Raw genomic sequence first — 22,561 nt, forward strand, 5'->3', positions numbered from 1 at the left:
ACGGGCGGCCTGCCGGCGCCGAGCCGGGCTACGCGGTGCGCCGTCCGACCGTGCGCTGCAACAGGATGAAGACGAACAGCAGGGCACCGATGAAGATCCTGGTCCACCAGGAGTTGAGGTTGCCCTGGAAGGTGATGATGGTCTGGATCAGGCCCAGCACCAGCACGCCGAGGACGGTACCGAAGAGATAGCCGGATCCACCGGTGAGCACGGTACCGCCGATGACGACCGCGGCGATGGCGTCCAGCTCCATGCCGAGCGCGTTCAACGGATCGGCGGAGAGCATGTAGAAGCTCAGCAGGACGCCGCCCAGCGCCGAGCAGAAGCCGCTGACCGTGTAGACCGCGATCCTGGTACGCCCGACCGGCAGGCCCATCAGCAGCGCCGACTGCTGGTTGCCGCCGAGCGCGTACACGTTACGCCCGAACCTGGTGTAGGCCAGGACGTACGCGCCGACCAGCACGACGGCCAACGCGATCAGCGCGCTGACCGACAGGTGGAGGCTGCCGACATCGAGGCTGCGCTGGGCCGCGCCGGTCCAGAACGGATCCGTGATCGCGATGGAGCTGGTGCTGATGACGTAGCACAGCCCACGCGCGAGGAACATGCCGGCGAGGGTCGCGACGAAGGGCTGGATCTCGAAGAAGTGGATGACACAGCCCATGCCGAGCCCGATCGTCGCGCCGACGAGCAGCACCAGCGGCAGCACCAGCCCTGCCGGCCAACCCCGGCCGAGCAGCGTACCGGCGACCATCGTGGTCAGCGCCACCACCGCACCGACGGACAGGTCGATGCCGCCGGCGAGGATGACGAACGTCATGCCGGCCGCGACGACGAGCAGGAACGCGTTGTCGATGACGATGTTGAGTACGACCTGCGGGTCCGAGAAACCGCGGTAGCTCACCGCTCCCCCGGCGTACATGGCGGACAGCAGCACGAGCGTGGCGAGCAGCGCTACGTGCGGCCGCTGCGGCCGCCACCGCGACCAGCGGACGGCGGAGGTCAGCGGCGCCCGGGAGTCCTGCCGTACGGTCATGCCGGTACCTCGACGTTCTCCGTCGGTGTGGACCTCGCCGGCGTCACACGTCGGCGCCTGCGTGGACTGCCGAGCCTGGCCCGGAAGGCCGGTGACTGGACCAGGCACAGGACGATCACCACGACGGCCTTGAACAGTTCGGTGACCTGGTTCGGGATACCGATCGTGTAAATGGTGATGTCGAGGGTCTCGATGATCACCGCGCCCAGCACCGTGCCGGCGATCGAGAACCGGCCGCCGCTCAACGACGTGCCGCCGATGACGGTGGCCAGGATCGCGTCGAGTTCGATCAGGAGACCGGCGTGGTTGCCATCTGCGCTGGAGACGTTCGAGCTGATCATCAGACCGGCCAGTCCGGCGCAGAGCCCGCCGAAGGCGTAACTGGCGAAGAGCAACCAGCGTGCCCTGATCCCGGCCAGCCGGCTGGCTTCGGCGTTGCCGCCGACCGACTCCAGGAGCAGGCCGAGCGCCGAACGCCGTACCAGCGTGGCCACGGTGGCGATCACGGCGGCGGCGACGAGGACGCTCAGCGGCAGCCCGAGCCAGTAGCCGGCACCGATCATCTTGTACGGCCCGCTGGTCAGTGTGATGATCTGACCACCGGTGATGAGCTGCGCCAGGCCACGACCGGCGACCATCAGGATCAGCGTGGCGATGATCGGTTGGATGCCGACCGCGGCGACCAGGACACCGTTCCACGCGCCGAGCAGCAGCGACAGCACGATGGCCAGCCCGACGGCCACCAGCACGCCGGCGACACTGCCCTGGTCGGGTAGGTGGCTGATGGACAGGCACGCGATCGCGCCGGAGATCGCCACCACCGCGCCGACCGACAGGTCGATGCCGCCGGTGGCGATGACGAGCGTCATGCCGAGCGCGACCAGCGCCAGCGGTGCGCTGCTGCGCGCGACGTCGACGAGGCTGCCGTAGAGGTGCCCGTCGCGCAGCTCGACGGTGAAGAACGAGCCGGTGAAGAAGACGTTCAGGACCAGTAGCGCCACCAGGACGGCCGCCGGCCAGAAGAGTCGGTGTCTGGTCACGCTCATCCCTGCGCTCCGCTCGCGATGGTCTCCATCAACCGGTCGGTGTCGACCTCGTCGGTGTTGGCCAGCTCGGCGATCAACCTGCGGTCACGCAGTACGGCGATCTTGTGACTGAGCCGGAGCACCTCGTCGAGCTCCGCGGACACGAACAGCACCGCCATACCGCCGTCGGACAGCTCGACCACCAGTCGTTGGATCTCGGCCTTGGCGCCGACGTCGATTCCCCGGGTCGGCTCGTCGAGGATCAGCAGTCGTGGTTCGGTGATGAGCCACCGCGCCAGCATCACCTTCTGCTGATTGCCGCCGCTGAGGTTGCGTACCGGCATCTCCGGATCCGCCGGGCGGATACTCAGCGCCTTCAGGTACCTGCCGACCAGCTCCTCCTGCCTCTGCCGGGGCAACGGCCGGGACCAGCCGCGGGCGGCCTGCAGCGCGAGGATGATGTTCTCCCGCACCGACAGCTCCTCGACGAGGCCTTCGGCGCGACGGTTCTCCGAGCAGAACGCGATGTCGTGCGCCATGGCGGCGCGCGGCGCCGGGAACGTCACCGGCTCGCCGTCGACGTACATCGTGCCGGTGTCCGCGCGGTCGGCGCCGAAGAACAGGCGGGCCACCTCGGTGCGGCCCGACCCCAGCAGCCCGGCCAGGCCCACCACCTCCCCCCGGTAGAGGGCGAGCGTGAACGGCTCGATCGCCCCGGCGCGCCCCACCTGCCGGGCCTCGACGACCGGCTGCGCACCCTCGATCGCGGCCAGCGGGCGCCGGGGGTGCTCCTCGATCCGTTCGAGCAGGGCGAGGTCTTTGCCGATCATCCGGCTGACCAGCTCCAGCTGCGGCAGTTCCCGGACCAGGTGTTCGCCGACGAGGCGGCCGTTGCGCAGGATGGTGATCCGGTCGCAGATCTCGTAGATCTGGTCCAGGAAGTGCGACACGAAGACGATCGCGACGCCCTCGTGTCTCAGCTGGCGCATCACCCGGAACAGCTGCGCCACCTCGCCCGCGTCCAGGCTGGAGGTCGGTTCGTCGAGGATGAGGACCTTCGCCGAGATGTCGACCGCACGGGCGATGGCGACCATCTGCTGCACCGCGAGGGAGTAGCTGCCCAGTGGTGCGGTCACGTCGACGTCCACCTGCATCCGGCGCAGCAGGTCGGCGGCGCGCCGGCGGATCTCCGGCCACCGGATGCGGCCGAGCCGGCGTGGTTGTCGGCCGACGAAGATGTTCTCCGCGACCGAGAGGTTCGGGCAGAGGTTGACCTCCTGGTACACGGTGCTGATGCCGGCCCGCTGGGCCTGGATCGGCCCACTGAACCGGACCGGGGCGCCGTCGAGGACGATGTCACCTTCGTCGATGTCGTAGACTCCGGTGAGCACCTTGATCAAAGTGGACTTGCCGGCCCCGTTCTCGCCCATCAGGGCATGGATCTCGCCGGGGAACAACCGGAAGTCGACCCCGTCCAGCGCGCTGACCCCGGGGAACCGCTTGCCGATGCCCCGCATGGTCAGGATGGCATCGTCTCGCTCGTCTTCCCCGCTCACGACGTCCACCTGCGCCATCTCCAGCCTCTCCGTCGCGCGTACCCGGTCACCCCGGCTTTCCGGCCCCCGGTCACCGGTGCCGCCCTGGCACGTGGTGCGACCGGGGCGGCACCGGGGCCGATCAGTACTTGCGGTCGGGCAGGGCGGCCTTGGCCTGTTCCGGCGTGAACGTGGTCTCCTCGGTGAGCACCCGTGCGGGCACGCTCTCCCCCTTGACCACCTTCTTGGCCAGGTCCATCAGCTGTGGCCCGAGCAGCGGACTGCACTCGACGATGTAGTTGATCTTCCCGGCGGCGAGGGCCGTCATGCCGTCCTTCACGGCGTCCACCGTAATGATCTTGATGTCGGCCCCCGGCTTCTTACCGGCCGCCTCGATCGCCTCGATCGCACCCAGCCCCATGTCGTCGTTGTGCGCGTACAGCACGTCGATCTTCGGGTTGGCCTTGAGGAACGCCTCCATCACCTGCTTGCCGCCGGCGCGCGTGAAGTCACCGCTCTGGGATGCGATGACCTTGAACTTCGAGTCGGCCTTGATGACGTCCGCGAAGCCGGCCTTGCGGTCGTTGGCCGGCGCCGAACCGGTCGTGCCCTGCAGCTCGACGATGTTCACCGGGTCGGTCCGGCCCTGGTACTCCTTCGTCAGCCACTCGCCGGCCTTCTTGCCCTCCAGCACGAAGTCCGACCCGATGAAGGTCCGGTAGAGCGTGGTGTCCTTCGAGTCCACGGCCCGGTCGGTGAGGATGACCGGGATCTTGGCGTTCTTGGCCTCCCGGAGCACCGGGTCCCAGCCGGTCTCCACCACCGGCGAGAACGCGATGACGTCCACCTTCTGGGTGATGTAGCTGCGGATCGCCTTGATCTGGTTCTCCTGCTTCTGCTGTGCGTCGGAGAACTTCAGGTCGACGCCGGCCGCCCGCGCGGCGTCCTGGATGGACTTGGTGTTGGCCGTACGCCAGCCACTCTCCGCACCGACCTGAGCGAAGCCCATCGTGATCCTGTCGCCGGCCTTCCCCGACCCGGACGTGCCGGTACCACCTCCGCAACCCGCTGACGCCGTGGCGATGAGCAGGCCGCCCACCACCGCCGCGGACCATCGTCTCCACACTGCGCCTCTCCTCACCGTGAATGTCCTGGGCCGCGGACGGCGGCCGTTGCGTTAACGTTCACATTGATCGGTGAACATGATCGCCACACCATGGCATTTCGCAGACAGCTTCTCTGTGACCGAAGAGTTGATCGATCGTTGCGCGTATTTCGGAAGTGTTAGCGCTCTCATCGCCGGCGTCAAGACCCGGCCGCGAGCACGCTACCTAACCGTGACCCGGGGCGTCACCGACCGTGGCGCCGCGAGGCGTCCGTCTATCCCCGGGCCCACCGCTGGTTCGCGGCCGCGGTACAGGTCCACAGGATCACGGTGGTGCCGTTGGCCGTCGCGTTGCCGTTGACATCGAGGCACAGCCCGGACTGCACGCCGGTGATCGTGCCGTTCGCGTTGATGGTCCACTGCTGGTTGGCGCCGCCGTTGCAGTCCCAGATCTGAACCTTGGCGCCGGCCGCGGCGTTGACGGGCGCGCCCAGGCACGCACCGAGGACCTGGAGGGCCTCACCCACCGGCGGCCTGGGGCACGGTGGTTCATCGGTCCTCCTCTCCGCGGTCGAGGTGTCCGCCGCGGGTGATGTGGCCGGCCGGCGGGTACGGGGTCGGCTGGTCGCCGGCCGGCTGTCCGTGGTGGGCGCGGTGCCCGGGTGCCGCCGCCGGCACAGGTCATGCCGCGGTACACCGCGGCGTGGGCGCGCTGTTGGCGCCGGTCGCGGTGCCGAGGAAGCCGAACTGCGTACTGGCGCCGGCGCCGAGCGCGCCGTTGTAGCTCACGTTGCGCGCGGTGATGTCCGCACCGGCGACGGTGACGTCCGCGCCCCAGACCTGGGTGATCGTCTGGCCCCCGCTGAACTGCCAGGTGACCGTCCAGGAGGAGATGGCGGCGCCGCCGGCGGTGACGGTCACCGTGGCCTGGAAGCCGCCCGACCACTGCCCGACGATCGCGTACGAGGCGGCGCAGGAACGCCCCCCGGCCGGCGGGGTGGACGGTGTCGGGCCGCCGGACGGGCTCGAACTCGGGCCGCCCGGGGTGCCGATGCTGCCGGGCACCGACCGCAGCGCCGTGTACCAGGTGGCGGCCATCTTGTCGTAGCCGCCGGCCGTGGGGTGGATGCCGTCGATGAGGTCGGCGGTGGTCAGGGCGCTGTGCATGTCGACGAGGTGGACGTGCCTGCCGGCACTGGCCTTGCTCTGCACGATGCCGGGGACCGCCGCGTTGAAGGTACGGGCGGCCGACTCCTGGCCGGCGTTCGACAGCGGGATGATGGTCGCCACGAACACCTCGGCGGTCGGCACGGCCGCGGTGATGTGGTCGATCAGCGTGGACAGCCGGTTCGGTGCGCCCGCCACGTTGTAGTTCTGCAGGATGTCGTTGGTGCCGATGTGCAGCAGCACCGTGTGCGGTGTCGTGTTCCGCAGCCAGCCGGTGATGTTGGCGTCGATCTGGTCGATGCGCCACCCGGGGTGGCCTTCGTGGTCGTGGTCGCCCAGGTTGGCCGGCCCGTTGAACTGCGAGCCGACGAAGTCGATCCGGTACCCGCCGGCGACCGTCCGCTGCCACAGGCCGATGCGGTAGCCGCCCGGTACCTGGGTGCCCTCGGTGATGGAGTCGCCCAGTGGCATGACCCGTACCCCGCCGTTGGACTCCGCGCTGCCGACACCGCTCCACATCACCGTACCCACGGCGACCATCGTCACGGTGAGCGCCACCAACGCGAGCCATCGTCTGCCTGTACGCATCACGGAACCTCCTACGAACATGACGGGTGGAGTCGGGAAACCGAAACGTTCGGGGGTGCCCCGGTGCCGTGCGCCCCGGGGCACCCCGGTCGGTCAGCAGGTGGAGTTGGTCTGGGTGAGCAGCCCGAGCCGCCAGGGCAGGCTGTTGTAGTCGCCGCCGGAGCTCGGGTCCCGGCCCTGGTAGAGGTACTGCATCTGGCACGGGCTGATGGTCAGGGTCTGGTCGACTGTGCCGCTGCGGACCATCTCGCCGTGGCTGATGTCGGTCGTCCACGCGGCACCGCTGAACGTGACGTTGGCGATGCCGGCGAACGGGTTGCTCTCGCTGGCCGCCAGCGGGGTCCACGACCCGGCGATACTGGTCGACGTCCAGGACCGGAAGTACCGGCCGCGCGACCCGATCGCCTCGACGATCAGCAGGTACTGGTTGGAGCCGGCGACCTTGTAGACGTTGCTGGCCTCGAACACGTTGTTGCGGTTGCTGTCCTGCAACGCGATGACCGTATTGGTCATCCCATTGGGGAAGTTCGCCAGGGAGGTCTGCGACCGGTACAGGTGGCCGTTGTCGTCGCTGGAGAACAGGTAGCAGGTGGCCGAGTCGCAGATGACCCACATGTCGACCCAGTACCCGTTGCCGATGTTCTGCTGGATGATGCTCGGCATCGACGGGTAGAAGTTCTTCGGCGCGCTCCACCCGTTCGGGTTGCTGATGTCCGGGTTGGTGGAGTACGACGCGTTACCGGTCTGGTAGACCAGGTACCACAGCTTCTGCGGGGCGAAGTAGAACACCTGTGGTGCGGCCCGGTACCCGGAGCCGATCGGGGTGCGGTCCAGGTAGTAGTGCGTCGCCGAGCCGGCCTGCGACCAGTCGGTGAAGCTCAGGTACACCATGTTGTAGCCGGACGCGTTCGCGATGCTGGCGAACACGTGGTACTTGCCGTTGTAGTACACCACCGTCGGGTCCTTGATGCCGGCGACGTTGTGACTGGCGTCCGACTTCGGGGAGATCAGCTGCCCGCTGGAGCTCCACCGGAAACTGCTCGGCAACGTCCCTCCCGGGGGCGGCGAGGACGGCGGCTGCGACGTGGGCGGCGCCGAGGTCGGCGGCGTGGTGGTCGGCGGCGTGGTGGTCGGCGGGGTGGTACCGCCGTTGCACGGGGTGCCGTTGAGCGCGAAGTTCGTCGGCACCGGGTTGGACCCGTTCCAGGAGCCGTTGAACCCGAAGCTCGTGCTGGCGTTGGTGCCCAGGTTGCCGTTGTAGCTCGCGTTGCGGGCCGTCACATTCGCCCCGCTCTGCGTCACCGTGGCGTTCCACGCCTGGGTCACCGCCTGACCGGCGCCGAACGACCAGGTGAGCGTCCAACCGCTCACCGGGTCACCGAGGTTGGTGACGTTGACGTTGGCGCCGAATCCATCGGTCCACTGTGAGCTGACCGTGTAGGTCACCGCACAGCCGGCGGCCGCCGCGTGGGCGGCCACGGTCACCGTGCCGGCCGCGCCGAGCACGGCCAGGGACACGCCTGCTGCGGCGAGGATGCGTCTATGCAACATGGGGAGCAGACTCCTCCATCGGTGGGCCAACTGAGGTGATCGCAAGGGCGCCCGGTGGGCCGGGAGCGCCACTCGCGGTTGTGGGGGCGGTGCGGGTCCCGGACCGGCTGCCACTCGACGCGACAGCCGACCCGGATGGATGGCCGCAGCTCAGCCGCGGCTGCACGGGGTGCCGTTGAGCGAGAAGTTCGTCGGTACCGGGTTGGACCCGTTCCAGGAACCGTTGAACCCGAAGCTCGTGCTGGCGTTGGTGCCCAGGTTGCCGTTGTAATCGACGCTGTGGGCCGTCACGTTGGCTCCGCTCTGCGTCACCGTGGCGTTCCATGCCTGGGTCACCGCCTGACCCGCGCCGAACGACCAGGTGAGCGTCCAGCTCGTGACCGGGGCGCTCCGGTTGGTCACGGTGACGTTGGCGCCGAATCCACCGGTCCACTGTGAGCTGACCGTGTAGGTCACCGCACAGCCGCCGCTGCCGCCCGGCGGCGGGCTGGTCGGCGGGGCCGTGGTCGGCGGTGCCGTGGTCGGCGGCGGGCTGGTCGGCGGCGGGCTGGTCGGCGGGACCGGAGCACCGTTGCCGAGGGCGGACAGTACGGCGTCGTAGGCGGGCTTCTTGTTGCCGTTCGCGTTGAACAGCAGCGGGTTCTCGCCGGTGCGCCAGGAGTCGCTGTCGCGGATGCCCCACACCGTGATGCCGGTGCAGCGGGACACGTTCATGCACGCCTTGACCGTGTTGGTGTACGCGGTCGTCGACGCACCCGCGATGTCGAGCTCGGTGAGCTGCACGTCGACGCCGAGCGCGGCGAAGTTGCTCAGCGTGGTCTGGAAGCTCGCCGGCGGGCCGCCGGTGCCGAAGTGGCTCTGGAACCCGACGCAGTCGATCGGTACGCCACGGGACTTGAAGTCGCGGACCATGGTGTACACGCCCTGGGTCTTGGCGGCGCTCCAGTCCTCGATGTTGTAGTCGTTGTAACACAGCTTCGCCGCCGGGTCGGCGGTACGCGCGGTGCGGAACGCCTCCTCGAGGAAGCCGGTGCCGAGCACGTTGCGGAACACCGAGCTGCGCAGCTGGGTGGATCCGTCGGCGAACGCCTCGTTGACCACGTCCCAGGCGTACACCTTGCCCTTGTAGTGGCCCATCACGGTGGTGATGTGGTTGTTCATCACGCTGCGCAGCGTGTTAGCGTCGCCGATGCCGCTCACCCACGACGGCAGCTGCGAGTGCCACACCGTGGTGTGCCCGCGTACCCGCTGCCCGTGGCTCAACGCGTGGTTGACGATCTGGTCACCGGGGCCGAAGTTGAAGGTGCCGCGGGACGGTTCGGTGGTGTCCCACTTCATCTCGTTCTCCGCGGTGACCATGTTGAACTCGCGGTCGAGAATCGACACGTAGGTGGAGTCGCCCAGCTTGCCGGCCGCCACCGCGGTGCCGAAGTACCGGCCGGTCGTGGCCGCCTGCGCGCCCAGCGTGCTCGCGGCCTGGGCCGGGACCGCGGTCAGTGCCGCGGCGCCGGCCGCGGTCGACATCGCCACCGCGGCCGACAGGCCTAACACCCAGGTGCGGCGCTGGCGGGATCTGGTTGGACCGTTCATTGCTCTCCTCGGGTGGGGCGCGTGATGCGGGGTGCGCCGTGGCGCGTTCACGTGGCCAGCCGGATCGGGTTGCCGGCGTGGAAGGCCCGGGGTCCGATGTCCGCCGGAGCCGTCACGCGAGCGTGGTGTGCCGCTGAGGGTCGGTGTGGTCAGCACCCCTGCCGCCAGCCAGGGGTACTGCCGTGATGGTCAGGGTGTGGTCACGGCGAACTGCCCGACGGTGACCGAGCCGCCGAGGGCCTGGGTGGCGTAGTTGAAGATGCCGAACCGGTACCCCATGAAGAACTGCCAGTCGTTGTTCATGGCGTATGCGGGTCCGAGGGTGGTGAAGGTGACCCCGTCGGTGCTGTAGGAGAAGCGCGCCTGCCGGCCGGTGCCCGGGCGGATGTCGGCGGTCAGCCGCAGCCAGATCCGGCCGCCGGAGACGGGGGCGCCGGCGACCTCGGTACCGGTGCTGGTGGTGTTCCAACTGCTGTCCATGGCGAGCCCGTTGGTCATCACCACCCTCGTCTGGCCGCCGTCGCGTCTGACCCCGATCCAGGCGGACAGGTGGCGCAGCAGCGCGAGCCCGGCCCGGTCGCCGTCCCTCATCGCGGAGTAGTCGAGCTGGATCGTCGCGGTGGACGACGGTCCCTGGATCCGGTGGGTGAGGGTGTTGCGGGCGGCGTACAGGTCGTTGGTCACCGTCGCGGTCTGCAGCCGCAGCCCGTTGCCCACCGACCACTTCGTGTTGTCCGGGTTGTGGTTCCACTCGTACCGCGGGCCGAGGGTCGTGCCGGCGAAGGTGTCCACGCCGGTCATCGGCGTGACCTGGCGCGGCGGGCGCGGCACGTCCGGGTACGGGTAGGTGGTGCCCCAGCCGCCGCCGACGGTCTGGATGGTGGGCCAGCCGTCCGCGCTCCAGTTCACCGGCGCCAGCACCGGGATCCGGCCGCCGGGATAGGCGTCGACGAAGGCCATGTAGTACCAGGCGCCGTTCCGGGTCTGGACGAGGCCGCCCTGGTGCGGGGTGCCGGCGCCGGCGACCGGGGTGGGCATGTTGAGCAGCACCTGTCGCATCTCGTACGGCCCCCACGGGCTGGTCGACCGCAGCACGTACTGGCCGTTGGCCGGCCTGGTGACCCAGATGTAGTAGTAGCCGCCCCGCTTGTAGAACCGCGAGCCCTCCAGGGTCCCCACGCTCGACGGCGTCTGGAACACCTGCTGGTGCCTGACCTCGCTGGTTCCGTCGGCCGACAGCTGCGCCACGCTGAGGGTCGTGTTGCCGTAGGCGACGTACATCGTGTCGTTGTCGTCGATGAGCATCCCGGCGTCGTAGTAGCAGTTGTTGATCCGGGCGCGCTTCTGCCAGGTGCCGTCCACCGCGGTGGCGGTGTAGACGTAGGTCCGGTTGAACTCGACGCAGCCGAGCCAGTAGAAGGTGCTGTTGCTCGTGCGGTAGTTGAACGCCGACGCCCAGATCCCCTTGACGTACGCGCGCCCGCCGGTGAGGTTGTAGGCGCTGGAGTCGAAGTCCAGGCTCGGCACCGAGTGGCCCGCGTACTCCCAGTTGACGAGGTCGTAGGAGCGCAGGATCGGCGCCCCCGGCGAGTAGTGCATCGTCGAGGCCGAGTAGTAGTAGGTGTCGCCGACCCGGATGATGTCGCCGTCGGCGAAGTCCTGCCAGACCACCGGGTTGGTGTACGGCGCCGACGGCGGCCACGGACCGGTCGACGGCGGCGCGCTCGACGGCGGCGGGCTCGACGGCGGCGGGGACGACGGGGGCGGCGTCGACGTCGGTGGTGGCATGGTGCCTCCGGTACAGGTGGTGCCGTTGAGCGTGAAGCTGGTCGGTACCGGGTTGCTGCCGTTCCACGAGCCGTTGAAGCCGAAGCTGGCGTTGCCCCCGGTGGGGATACGTCCGTTGTAGGCGGTGCTGGTCACCGTCACCTGGGCACCGGACTGGGTGAAGCTGCCGTTCCACAGCTGGGTGACCGTCTGCCCGGCGGTGAACGACCAGGTCAACGTCCAGGTGTTGACCGGGTCACCGAGGTTGTTGACGGTCACGTCGGCGCCGAACCCGCCCTGCCACTGGCTGGTCACCGTGTAGTCGACCCGACATCCGGCCGTCGCCCGGGCGGCCACGGCGGTGATGGCTCCGTAGGCACCGACCACGACGGCCAGTGCGGCCGCGAGCCAGAGCCGACGACGACTCGGTCTCATGGGGGTTCCTCTCCGACACCGCGGTCAGCCCCGCGATGTGAACGCTAACAACTTTTAAATCGAAGTGTATCTATTATTCGCCCAGGAGACGAGCCCCCTTCGGCCCCCGCGAGGGAGCCGGCCACGCGCCCATCGTGGCCGGCTCCCCCTCCCGGCACCCCTGCCGTCTACCCGCGGAGCGGGTCAGATGGTTGACCGCGAGCATCGTCGATCTCATGTACCCCGGTGGACGGCCGATCCCGGGATGCCGGCCGTTCCGTCAGTCCTGGGCCTTGCCGCTGGTGATCCGGGACAGCACGAGGGCGACGAGGATGATCGCCCCGTTGAGGGCAGAGATCCACTGCGCCGGCACGCCACCCAGTGTCAGCACGTTCTGGATCATGTAGAGGAGCAGGATGCCGGTGAAGGCGCCGAACATCGAGCCCTTGCCGCCACCCAGGCTCACTCCCCCGATGACGGCGGCCGCGAAGACGGTGAAGATGTCCCCGCTGCCCTGAGCCGCGGCGACCGAGGCGAGCCGGCCGGCCAGCAACAGGCCCCCCAGCGCGGCCAGTGTGCTGGCGACGACCAGGGTCAGCCAGAGCACCCGGTCGGTGCGGATACCGGCGGCCCTCGCGGCGTCCACATTGCCACCGATGGCGTACAGGGCGCGCCCGGTACGGGTGAAGCCGAGCACCACGATCGCCACGGCGAAGGCGAACAGGCAGACCCAGATCGACGCGGGCATGCCGAGCCAGGAGGTGGTGCTCAGGTACAGCATGGACTGCGGGAGGCCGAAGAACGTCTTGCCCCCGGAGAGTCCGGTCAGCATGCCGCGCAGCACGATCAGCATGCCGAGGGTGACGATGAAGCCGTTGAGCCCGAACCGGACGATCAGCAGGCCGTTGAAGGCGCCGATGAGCGCGCCGACGAGCAGGGTGACCGGTACCGCCCACGCACCGGGAACGATCCCCAGGCCGTGCGTCACACCGGGCGCCACGACCAGCCACGCGGCGATGCCCGGGGCCAGACCGAAGGTCGACTCCAGGGAGAGATCCATCTTCCCGGCGATCAGCACCAGCGTCTCGGCGAGCACCAGGATGGCGATCTCCGACATGGTCTGCAGCACGTTGAGCAGGTTGTCGGGGTGCAGGAACACCGGGCTGACGAGCTGACCGACCACGGCGATCAGGATGATTGCCGGGATCAGCGCGAGGTCCCGCAGTCGGGCGACGGCCGGGCCGCCGCGCAGCCGCGTGGTGGGTGCGGGCCCCTCGGTGACGTCGGCGCTGTCGACGTCGGACATCGACTCAGCCATGGTCGAGATCGACCCCTTCCATCGCGGCCACCATGTCGTCGTCGCGCCAGCCCCGGCTGAACTCGCCCACCAGGCGCCCCTGGAACAGCACGAGCACCCGGTCGCACGCGCGCAGGTCGTCCAGCTCGTCCGAGACGACGAGCACGGCCGTTCCCCTGGCGCGTACGTCATCGACGACGCGCAACAGGGTCTCCTTGGACCGCACGTCCACCCCGGCCGTGGGCCCGATCAGCACCAGGACTCCCGGCTCGGTGGCCAGTGCCCGGGCCATCACCACCTTCTGCTGGTTGCCCCCGGACAGGCCGGCGACCGGCAGCCACGGACCCGGCGTCCTGATGGCCAGGTCGTCGATCATTCTGCCGGCCAGCGCGTCGCGGCGGGCCGGCGAGATCAGTCCTGACCGGCGTATCCGTCCGGGTACCGTCATCGTGATGTTCTCCCCGACCGACAGCAGCGGGACGAAGCCCTCCCGGTGCCGGTCCTGGGGAACCCACCCGACGCCCGCCTCCAGCGCGTCGGGCACGCTGCCCGGCCGCAGCACCCGGCCCGACACGGTGACCCGGCCGGCGGCGGGCCGGCGCAGCCCCACCAGCGCCTCGGCCACCTCCACCTTGCCGCTGCCCCCACCCCCGGCCAGACCCACCGCCTCGCCGGCACGGACGCCGAACGTGACGGCCGGCGCGCCGGCGGTGACCGCGAGGTCGTCGACCGCCAGGACCACCGGGGCGCCGGCCGCCACGGGCGGGCGGTCCGTCGCCCCGGCCAGGTCGACGCTGTCGCCGGTCATCGCCGACACCAGGTGCGGCCGGGAGACCGCGGACACCGGCGCGGTGAGGATGTGCCGGGCATCGCGCAGCACCGTCACCGTGTCGCAGATGTCGTAGACCTCCTGCAGGTGGTGGCTGATGAACAGGAACGTCACGCCGTGGCGCTGGAGCGCGCGGACCCGGTCGAACAGGCGCCTGATGGCCGCGCCGTCCAGTTGCGCGGTGGGCTCGTCGAGGACGATGAACCGGGCGCCGAACGACAGCGCACGGGCGATCTCCACCAACTGGCGCTGCTCGACGTTCAACGCCGCTGCCGGCTGGTCCACGTCCACCCGCACCGACCACGCCGCCAGCAGGCGTCGCGCCGCACGGCGCAGGCCCGCCCAGTCGACGAGTCCCAGGCGGTTGCGTGTCTGCCGGTTGAGGTACAGATTCTCGGCGACCGACAGGGTCGGGATGATCGTCGACTTCTGGTAGACGCAGGCGACCCGCTCGCGCCAGCCGTCCCGGTCGCCGAGGCCGGGCGCCGGAGCACCGTCGAACAGCACCCGGCCGCTGTCGGGCGCCTGCAGGCCGGTGAGGATGGACACCAGCGTCGACTTGCCCGCGCCGTTGCGACCGACCAGGCCGTGCGTACTGCCGGCCCGTACCGTGATGCCGACGTCGTGCAGGGCGACGGTGGAGCCGTACCTCTTGCTCACGCGGATGACCTCGACGGCGGGCCGGGACGGTCGGTCCGGCCCGCTGTCGGCGGTGCGATCGGATCCGCTCACGACGTCGGCGCCCCCCTGACTAGCTGACGTTGTTGCCCCAGAGGCTCTTGTCGTCGTACCTGACCGACGGCACCCCGCCGTACGTGCCACCGTCCAGTGTGACCAGGGGTGCGGAGAGCTGGTCCTCCAGCACGCCGTCACGGACCTTGACGATGGTGCTGTCGTGGTCGGTCCGGCCCGGCGCGAACGTCCTGCCGTCGATCGCGGCCTTCGCGTAGTACAGCCCGTACCTGGCGTACAGGTCGGCCGGCTGGCTGACCGTCGCGTCGATCTGCCCGGCGCCGATGTCCTTGAGCTCCTCCGGAATGCCGTCGTTGGAGACCACGAACACGTGCCGGGGGTCGCTCGGCGGTACCAGCAGGTTCTTCTGCCTCAGCACCTGCAGCGTGCCGGACAGCGCGAAGCTGGCCTGCATGTACACGCCCTTGATGTCCGGGTCGGAGGCCAGCCGGGTGAGGAACTTCGCCGACGCCACGTCGCCCTTCCAGTCGGTGGCCTCACCGAAGACGGTGATCCCCGGGTAGTTCTGCTTCATGCAGTCGTTGAACGCCTCGGTGCGGTCGCGACCGTTGATGGAGGCGAGATCACCCTCGAACATGATGACCTTGCCTTTGCCGCCGAGCCTGGTGCCCAGGAACTGGCAGGCCTTGGTGCCGTACGCCCGGTTGTCGGCCCGTACCACCATGAACACGTTGCCGGTGTCGGGTCGGGTGTCGATGGTGACCACCGGGATCTTCTTGGCCCGCAACGTGGTCAGGGAAGGTGCGACGGCCGCGGTGTCCTGGGGCGCCATCACGACGCCTCTGACTCCCTGGCTGATGAACGTCTGCACGTTCGAGATGAGGTTGGCCACGTCGTTCTGCGAGTTCGTGGTCTTCAGCCGCACGCCGACCTGCCCGGCGGACTGCGGCACGTATGTGATGTAGGAGTTCCAGAAGTCGGTGTCGGACCGGGGGTAGTCCACCCCGACGAGGGGCTCGGCGCCACCGTTGCCGCTACCGCTCCCACCCGACGAGCACGACGCCACCGTACCGGTCAGCGCGAGGAGGGCCACGCCACCGGCCACCATCCAGCGGAACCGCACGATATCCTCTCCTTCCGGCCGGCGTGGCGCCGGCCAACGGTCAGCACTGTTCGGACCGGACGGTGGCATCGAGGCGGGTGACAAACCCGAACACGGTCCGCCTTTCGGGCCTGCCCCGGAGGCGGGCACAAAGAACGGTGGCTGCCCTCCGGCCGGATCTCGTCGCTCAGCCCGCCCGAGAACATCCGATGTTTGTTATAGCGTCGCGGGCCACGAGGTGTCCAGATTACATTCACAGATTTCACTTTCTGCACGTACGTCGTCTGGCCTTCTGCGCGGGCAGCGAATGACGGACCGCCCAGACAGACCGAAACGTATGACGCTCGACGCCGTGACCCGGGCGCCACTGTCACCTCACCCAGCGGAAGCCGGACCGGCCGGTTATCCGGCAGGAAACGCGGCGAGTGGATAATGAGCACATGCGAGCGCCTGCCATGACGGACGTCGCGCGCCTAGCGGGGGTCTCCCACCAGACGGTGTCGCGGGTACTCAACAACCATCCCAACGTCCGCGAGCAGACCCGGCTGCGCGTCCGCGCGGCCATCGCCGAGCTGGGCTACCGCCCCAACCGGGCGGCCCGGGCGCTCGTCACCGGCCGGTCGCAGCTGATCGGCGCCGTCACCATGAACTCCACCCTGTACGGGCCGGCATCCCTGCTCGCGGCGTTCGAACAGGCCGCCGCCGAGGCCGGTTTCGCCGTCAGTGTCGCCACCGTCAGCACCCCCGACCGTCGCTCCATCACCGCCGCCGTCGAGCGGCACCTCGACCACCGGGTCGCCGGCATCGTCGTCATCGCACCCGTGGCGTCGGCCGCCGAAGCCCTGGCGCACATGCCGGCCGGGGTACCGCTCGTCGCGATCGACGGCGACCCGGAACGGCCCGGTGCGCTCGCCACCGTCGATCAGGTCGCCGGCGCCCGTGCAGCCACCCGCTGCCTGCTGGAGGCGGGTCATCGGACGGTGTGGCACGTCGCCGGACCGGACGGCTGGTTCGACACCGCGGGGCGCATCGCGGGATGGGAGAGCGCCCTGCGCGACGCCGGAGCCGAGATCCCGCCCCTCATGTCCGCCGACTGGTCGGCCGCCTCCGGTTACCGGGCGGGGCAGATGCTGGCCCGCATGCCGGAGGTCACCGCCGTCTTCGCCGGCAACGACCATCTCGCCCTCGGCATCCTGCGGGCCCTGAACGAGCGGGGCCGCCGGGTGCCGCAGGACGTCAGCATCGTCGGCTTCGACGACGTCCCCGAAGCCGCCTACTTCATCCCTCCACTGACGACGATCCGACCTGACTTCGCCGCCGTCGGACGGGCGAGCCTCACCCTCCTCGTCGACCAGATCCGGTCGGGCCGACCGACGGCCAGCCGACACACGATCGCCCCGACGCTCGTCGTCCGCGACAGCGTCGCCGCGCCCGTCAGCTGAGGCCGTCCCGTCCCGGGAGCATCCTGGCCGACCTCGCTCCGGCGGCACGACCCCGCGCAGCACACGGCCCGTTCACCGGGTCGCGGCCGGCCGCCGCTCCACCTGACGATCCACCTACGGCGCCGACCGGCCACCCAGCCGCCACATCGACCGCCGGTCGACGTGGGTGATCAGACCATCCGCGGCCGGATCCGCCGCGCGGACGATTGTCCACAAGTGACAGCCCAGGACAGCTTTGTTGCCGGACCGTTACACTCGGGCATTGACGATCATGATGTTAGCGATAACATTCACTACACGCCCGGACCCCACCCCGCCCACCTTCCTCGATCAGAGGTCTGCCTATGCCGATCGATCGTTCACCGGCACTGGTCGTCGGAATCGACTTCGGGACGCTGTCCGGCCGCGCCGTCGTGGTACGGGTGGCCGACGGCACCGAGCTGGGCTCCTCGGTCTTCGAGTACCCGCACGCCGTCGTCACCGACGCACTGCCCGGCAGCCGAACCCCGCTGGGCAGCGACTGGGCCCTCCAGGTCCCGGGCGACTACATCGACGTCCTGCGGCACGCGGTGCCGGCGGCCCTGGCCGACGCGGGCGTCGACCCGGCCGACGTGGTGGGCATCGGCACCGACTTCACCGCCTGCACGATGATCCCCACCCTCGCCGACGGCACGCCGCTGTCGGAGGTGCCACGGTTCGCCGACCGGCCGCACGCCTACGTCAAACTGTGGCGCCACCACGCCGCCCAGCCGCAGGCCGACCGGATCAACCGGCTCGCCGCCGCACGCGGCGAACCCTGGCTGGCCCGGTACGGCGGCCTCATCTCCGCGGAGTGGGAGTTCGCCAAGGGACTACAGGTCCTGGAGGAAGACCCCGAGGTCTACGCGACCATGCAGCGCTGGGTCGAGGCCGCCGACTGGATCGTCTGGCAGCTGACCGGCACCTACGTCCGTAACGCCTGCACCGCCGGGTACAAGGGGATCCTCCAGGACGGGCGGTACCCGGGCCGCGACTTCCTCGCCGCACTCAACCCGGACTTCGCCGACTTCGTGGAGACCAAGCTCGACCAGCCGATCGGCCGGCTCGGGGCGGCGGCGGGGCGGCTGACCGACCGGGCGGCGGCGTGGACCGGCCTGCCCGCCGGCATCGCGGTCGCGGTCGGCAACGTCGACGCGCACGTCACCGCCGCCGCCGGCAACGCCCTCGAACCGGGCCAGATGGTCGCCATCATGGGCACCTCGACCTGCCACGTGATGAACGCCCGGGAGCTGCGCACCGTGCCCGGCATGTGCGGCGTGGTCGACGGCGGCATCGTCGCGGGACTGTGGGGGTACGAGGCCGGGCAGAGCGGCGTCGGCGACATCTTCGCCCACTTCGTGAACACGCACGTCCCGGCCGGGTACGCGCGGCGGGCCGAGGACGAGGGGCTGACCGTCCACGAGTACCTCACCCGGCTGGCCGCCGCCCAGCCGGTGGGCCGGCACGGCCTGATCGCGCTGGACTGGCACAGCGGCAACCGGTCGGTGCTGGTCAACCACGAGCTGTCCGGGGTACTGGTCGGCGAGACCCTGGCCACCCGGCCCGAGGACGTCTACCGGGCCCTGATCGAGGCCACCGCGTTCGGCACCCGCACCATCATCGAGACCTTCACCGCCGCCGGCGTACCCGTGACGGAACTGCTGGTCGTCGGCGGCCTGGTGAAGAACGAGCTGCTCATGCAGATCTACAGCGACGTGACCCGGCTGCCGCTGTCACACATCCCGTCCGGGCAGGGCCCGGCGCTCGGCTCCGCCATCCACGCGGCGGTCGCGGCGGGCTGCTACCCGGACGTACGCGCGGCCGCGGCCCGGATGGGCCGGGTCGAGCGCGCCGTCCACCAGCCCGACGAGGCGGCCAGCGCGGTCTACGACGCGCTCTACCAGGAGTACCGGACGTTGCACGACTACTTCGGAAGGGGCGCCAACACCGTCATGCACAGGCTGCGCGCGATCCAGCGCCGGGCGGTGACCCGGTGACACTCACGCACGCGGTGGAGGACACCATCCGCGCACTGCGCGCCGAGGTCGCCGCGCTGCACGCCGAACTGCCCCGCAACCGGCTGGTGGTCTGGACGGCCGGCAACGTCTCCGCCCGGGTACCCGGCGCCGACCTGCTGGTCATCAAGCCCTCGGGCGTCGGCTACGACGAGATCGGCCCCGACACCATGGTGGTGACCGACCTCGACGCCACCCTCGTCGACGGTGACCTCAAGCCGTCGTCGGACACCGCGGCCCACGCCTACGTGTACAAGCACATGCCGCACGTCGGCGGCGTCGTGCACACGCACTCCCCGTACGCGACCGCGTGGGCCGCGCGCGGCGAGCCCATCCCGTGCGTGTTGACGATGATCGCCGATGAGTTCGGCGGCGAGATCCCGGTCGGCCCCTTCGCCCTCATCGGCGACGACTCGATCGGGCAGGGCATCGTGGCCACGCTCGCCCACCACCGCTCCCCCGCCGTGCTCATGCGCAACCACGGCGTGTTCACCATCGGCACGACCGCCCGCGCCGCGGTCAAGGCGGCCGTGATGTGCGAGGACGTCGCACGTACCGTCCACCTCGCACGGCAGCTCGGCACACCGCTACCCATCAGCCAGCATGACATCGACTCACTCCACACGCGTTACCGGAACGTCTACGGGCAGGCCTGAGCCGTGCCCCCGTCGGGAGAGACCGCCATGTCATCGGCAACAGAGCGTCAGTTGTGGTTCCTCACGGGCAGTCAGCACCTCTACGGTCCGGAGACCCTCGACCGGGTTGCCGAACAGTCTCGACAGGTCCGGCACCTGCTGGCCGCCTCCGGAGAGATCCCCGCCGAGATCGTCGGGAAGCCGGTACTCACCGACGCGCCGGCGATCCGCGCGGTGATGCGCGAGGCGGACAACGACCCGCGGTGCATCGGCGTCATCGCCTGGATGCACACGTTCTCACCGGCCAAAATGTGGATCACCGGGCTGGACACGCTCCGCAAGCCGCTGCTGCACCTCCACACCCAGGCCAACGCGGCGCTGCCGTGGGCGTCCATCGACATGGACTTCATGAACCTCAACCAGGCCGCGCACGGCGACCGCGAGTTCGGATTCATCCAGACCCGGCTCGGGGTGGCGCGCAAGACGGTCGCCGGACACGCCTCCGACCCCGCACTGGTCGCCCGGATCGCCGGCTGGGCGCGGGCCGCCGCCGGCCACAGCCACCTGCGTACCCTCCGGTTGGCCCGGTTCGGCGACAACATGCGCGACGTCGCCGTCACCGAGGGCGACAAGGTGGAGGCCGAACTGCGGTTCGGCGTGTCGGTGAACACCTACGGCGTCAACGACCTGGTCGAGATCGTGGACGCGGTATGCGACGAGGCCGTCGACGCCCTGGTCGCCGACTACGCCGACACCTACCGGCTCGCCCCGCACCTGGCCCGGGGCGGCGAACGGCACGACTCGCTGCGGTACGCGGCCCGCATCGAGGCCGGGCTGCGGCAGTTCCTGACCGACGGGAGCTTCGGCGCGTTCACCACGAACTTCGAGGACCTGGGTGGCCTGCGCCAACTTCCCGGCCTCGCCGTGCAGCGGCTGATGGCCGACGGCTACGGCTTCGGCGGCGAAGGCGACTGGAAGACCTCGGCGCTGCTGGCCGCGGTCAAGGCCATGGGCACGGGTACCGGGCGCGGCACGTCGTTCATGGAGGACTACACCTACCACTTCGGTCCCGGCGAGCCGAAGATCCTCGGCGCCCACATGCTGGAGGTCTGCCCCTCCATCGCCGGTGACGTGCCGAGCTGCGAGATCCACCCCCTGGGCATCGGCGGCCGGGAGGACCCGGTCCGGCTGGTCTTCGACGCCGCCCCCGGCGCCGGCGTGGTGATCGGGTTGGCGGACCTCGGCGACCGGTTCCGGCTGGTGGCCAACGAGGTCGAGGTCGTACCGCCCGACGAACCGCTGCCGAACCTGCCCGTCGCCCGCGCGGTGTGGAAGCCGGCGCCGTCGCTCGCCACGTCGGCCGAGTGCTGGCTGACCGCGGGCGGGCCGCACCACACCGTACTGACCCAGGCCGTGGACGCGGAGACCGTACGGGACTTCGCCCACATGGTGCGCACCGAACTGGTGCTGATCGACCGGCACGCCACGACCTCGGATCTCAGCGATCGCCTTCGCTGGAACCAGGCCTACTACCGGCTGGCCCAGGGGCTGCCGGGCTGACCCACCACACACTGACGACAGTGGAGAGAAGCATGAAGCTGGCACGGTTCTCGGCGGTGGCCGGGGCCATCGCGCTGGCCGCGGCCCTGACCGCCTGCGGTTCCAGCACCAAGACGGTCGATCAGCAGACGGGCTCCGGTGACAACGCCGGCGCCCTCGTGGGCGTGACCATGCCGACGAAGTATTCGGAGCGGTGGATCCACGACGGCGACAACCTCAAGAGGGCCCTGGAGAAGCTGGGCTACAAGGTCGACCTCCAGTACGCGGAGAACGACATCCCGACCCAGGTCAATCAGCTCGAGAACCAGATCACCAAGGGCGCGAAGCTGCTCATCGTCGCCTCGATCGACGGCACGGCGCTCACCACCCAGCTGCAGGAGGCGGCGGACAAGAAGATCCCGGTCATCTCGTACGACCGGCTCATCCGCAACAGCCCCCACGTGGACTACTACGCCACGTTCGACAACTTCAAGGTCGGCGTCGATCAGGCCACTTCGCTGCTGGTCGGGCTGGGCCTGAAGAAGGAGGACGGCGCCGACGGGGACGCCAAGGGACCGTTCACCATCGAGCTGTTCGCCGGCTCACCCGACGACAACAACGCCACCTTCTTCTTCAACGGCGCCATGTCGGTGCTGAAGCCGTACCTCGACCGGGGCACCCTGGTCGTCAGGAGCGGGCAGACCGACTTCAAGACGATCGCCATCCTCCGCTGGGACCCGGCCACCGCGCAGAAGCGCATGGAGGACCTGATCACCAAGTACTACGGCGGTGGCACCAGGGTCCAGGGAGTGCTCTCACCGTACGACGGCCTGTCGATCGGGATCCTGTCCGCGCTCAAGAGCAGCGGCTACGGCGCGGCCGGCCAGCCGTACCCGGTCGTGACCGGCCAGGACGCCGAGCTGGCCTCGGTGAAGTCGATCATCGCGGGTGAGCAGTACGCCACCATCTTCAAGGACACCCGCAAGCTCGCCGAGGTGACGGTCGGCATGGCCGACAAGGTACTGAAGGGCGAGAAGCCGGAGGTCAACAACACCAAGGACTACGACAACGGCACGAAGGTCGTCCCGTCGTACCTGCTCCAGCCGGTCATCGTCGACAAGAGCAACGTCCAGCAGGCGCTCGTCGCCACCGGCTACTACACCGCCGACCAGCTGAAGTGACCGCGCCCGGAGCGGGCACGCCCCGTCCGCGA

17 protein-coding genes are annotated in these 22,561 nt (G+C 69.7%); 5 read left to right on the forward strand and 12 right to left on the reverse strand.

What is annotated here, in order from left to right:
• Positions 1 to 28: 28 nt before the first annotated feature.
• From yjfF to ACNTMW_RS02345, 12 genes are all read right to left on the reverse strand, one after another.
• Entirely contained in the window at positions 29 to 1,036 is a 1,008-nt protein-coding gene (gene yjfF / locus ACNTMW_RS02290) for a galactofuranose ABC transporter, permease protein YjfF (RefSeq protein ID WP_426631612.1), read from the reverse strand.
• On the reverse strand, positions 1,033 to 2,082 hold the full coding sequence (locus tag ACNTMW_RS02295) for an ABC transporter permease (RefSeq protein WP_426631613.1): 1,050 nt from the start codon (positions 2,080 to 2,082) through the stop codon (positions 1,033 to 1,035). Before ACNTMW_RS02295 ends, yjfF begins: the two co-directional genes overlap by 4 nt.
• Positions 2,079 to 3,578, reverse strand: coding sequence for a sugar ABC transporter ATP-binding protein (locus ACNTMW_RS02300; protein WP_426631730.1), 1,500 nt, complete (start codon positions 3,576 to 3,578; stop codon positions 2,079 to 2,081). The genes ACNTMW_RS02295 and ACNTMW_RS02300 overlap by 4 nt, the downstream gene beginning before the upstream one ends.
• A gap of 160 nt (positions 3,579 to 3,738) precedes the next feature.
• Entirely contained in the window at positions 3,739 to 4,722 is a 984-nt protein-coding gene (locus tag ACNTMW_RS02305; RefSeq protein ID WP_426631614.1) for an ABC transporter substrate-binding protein, read from the reverse strand.
• A gap of 254 nt (positions 4,723 to 4,976) precedes the next feature.
• Positions 4,977 to 5,228, reverse strand: a complete 252-nt coding sequence (locus ACNTMW_RS02310; protein ID WP_426631615.1) for an RICIN domain-containing protein — start codon at positions 5,226 to 5,228, stop codon at positions 4,977 to 4,979.
• Positions 5,229 to 5,382: 154 nt separating this feature from the next.
• A complete protein-coding gene (locus tag ACNTMW_RS02315; RefSeq protein ID WP_426631616.1) occupies positions 5,383 to 6,456 on the reverse strand; it encodes a cellulose binding domain-containing protein in 1,074 nt (357 codons plus the stop codon).
• Positions 6,457 to 6,549: 93 nt separating this feature from the next.
• Positions 6,550 to 8,007: a glycoside hydrolase family 62 protein gene (locus ACNTMW_RS02320; RefSeq protein ID WP_426631617.1), complete on the reverse strand. Its 1,458-nt coding sequence runs from the start codon at positions 8,005 to 8,007 to the stop codon at positions 6,550 to 6,552.
• 150 nt (positions 8,008 to 8,157) lie between these two features.
• Positions 8,158 to 9,597, reverse strand: coding sequence for a glycoside hydrolase family 10 protein (locus ACNTMW_RS02325; RefSeq protein ID WP_426631618.1), 1,440 nt, complete (start codon positions 9,595 to 9,597; stop codon positions 8,158 to 8,160).
• A 189-nt stretch (positions 9,598 to 9,786) separates the two neighbouring features.
• Positions 9,787 to 11,799 (reverse strand): family 43 glycosylhydrolase, encoded by a 2,013-nt coding sequence (locus ACNTMW_RS02330; protein ID WP_426631619.1) that lies wholly within the window; start codon positions 11,797 to 11,799, stop codon positions 9,787 to 9,789.
• A gap of 259 nt (positions 11,800 to 12,058) precedes the next feature.
• Positions 12,059 to 13,096: an ABC transporter permease gene (locus tag ACNTMW_RS02335; RefSeq protein WP_426631620.1), complete on the reverse strand. Its 1,038-nt coding sequence runs from the start codon at positions 13,094 to 13,096 to the stop codon at positions 12,059 to 12,061.
• The gene (locus tag ACNTMW_RS02340) at positions 13,089 to 14,564 is read right to left on the reverse strand and encodes a sugar ABC transporter ATP-binding protein (protein WP_426631621.1); all 1,476 of its coding nucleotides are present in this window, start codon (positions 14,562 to 14,564) and stop codon (positions 13,089 to 13,091) included. The genes ACNTMW_RS02335 and ACNTMW_RS02340 overlap by 8 nt, the downstream gene beginning before the upstream one ends.
• A gap of 91 nt (positions 14,565 to 14,655) precedes the next feature.
• Positions 14,656 to 15,720 (reverse strand): sugar ABC transporter substrate-binding protein, encoded by a 1,065-nt coding sequence (locus ACNTMW_RS02345; protein ID WP_426631622.1) that lies wholly within the window; start codon positions 15,718 to 15,720, stop codon positions 14,656 to 14,658.
• 419 nt (positions 15,721 to 16,139) lie between these two features.
• Here ACNTMW_RS02345 and ACNTMW_RS02350 point away from each other — a divergent pair, with 419 nt between their 5' ends.
• The 5 genes from ACNTMW_RS02350 to chvE all read left to right on the forward strand — a co-directional run bounded on the left by ACNTMW_RS02350 (position 16,140) and on the right by chvE (position 22,529).
• Positions 16,140 to 17,141, forward strand: a complete 1,002-nt coding sequence (locus ACNTMW_RS02350) for a LacI family DNA-binding transcriptional regulator (RefSeq protein WP_426631623.1) — start codon at positions 16,140 to 16,142, stop codon at positions 17,139 to 17,141.
• A gap of 344 nt (positions 17,142 to 17,485) precedes the next feature.
• A complete protein-coding gene (gene araB / locus ACNTMW_RS02355) occupies positions 17,486 to 19,156 on the forward strand; it encodes a ribulokinase (RefSeq protein ID WP_426631624.1) in 1,671 nt (556 codons plus the stop codon).
• The gene (locus ACNTMW_RS02360; protein ID WP_426631625.1) at positions 19,153 to 19,830 is read left to right on the forward strand and encodes an L-ribulose-5-phosphate 4-epimerase; all 678 of its coding nucleotides are present in this window, start codon (positions 19,153 to 19,155) and stop codon (positions 19,828 to 19,830) included. Before araB ends, ACNTMW_RS02360 begins: the two co-directional genes overlap by 4 nt.
• Positions 19,831 to 19,857: 27 nt before the next feature.
• On the forward strand, positions 19,858 to 21,369 hold the full coding sequence (gene araA, locus ACNTMW_RS02365) for an L-arabinose isomerase (RefSeq protein ID WP_426631626.1): 1,512 nt from the start codon (positions 19,858 to 19,860) through the stop codon (positions 21,367 to 21,369).
• Between the two features lie 32 nt (positions 21,370 to 21,401).
• Positions 21,402 to 22,529: a multiple monosaccharide ABC transporter substrate-binding protein gene (chvE, locus tag ACNTMW_RS02370; protein ID WP_426631627.1), complete on the forward strand. Its 1,128-nt coding sequence runs from the start codon at positions 21,402 to 21,404 to the stop codon at positions 22,527 to 22,529.
• Positions 22,530 to 22,561: the final 32 nt, after the last annotated feature.

This window comes from Planosporangium spinosum (assembly GCF_049999945.1).
In the GTDB taxonomy this organism is placed as follows: domain Bacteria; phylum Actinomycetota; class Actinomycetes; order Mycobacteriales; family Micromonosporaceae; genus Planosporangium; species Planosporangium spinosum.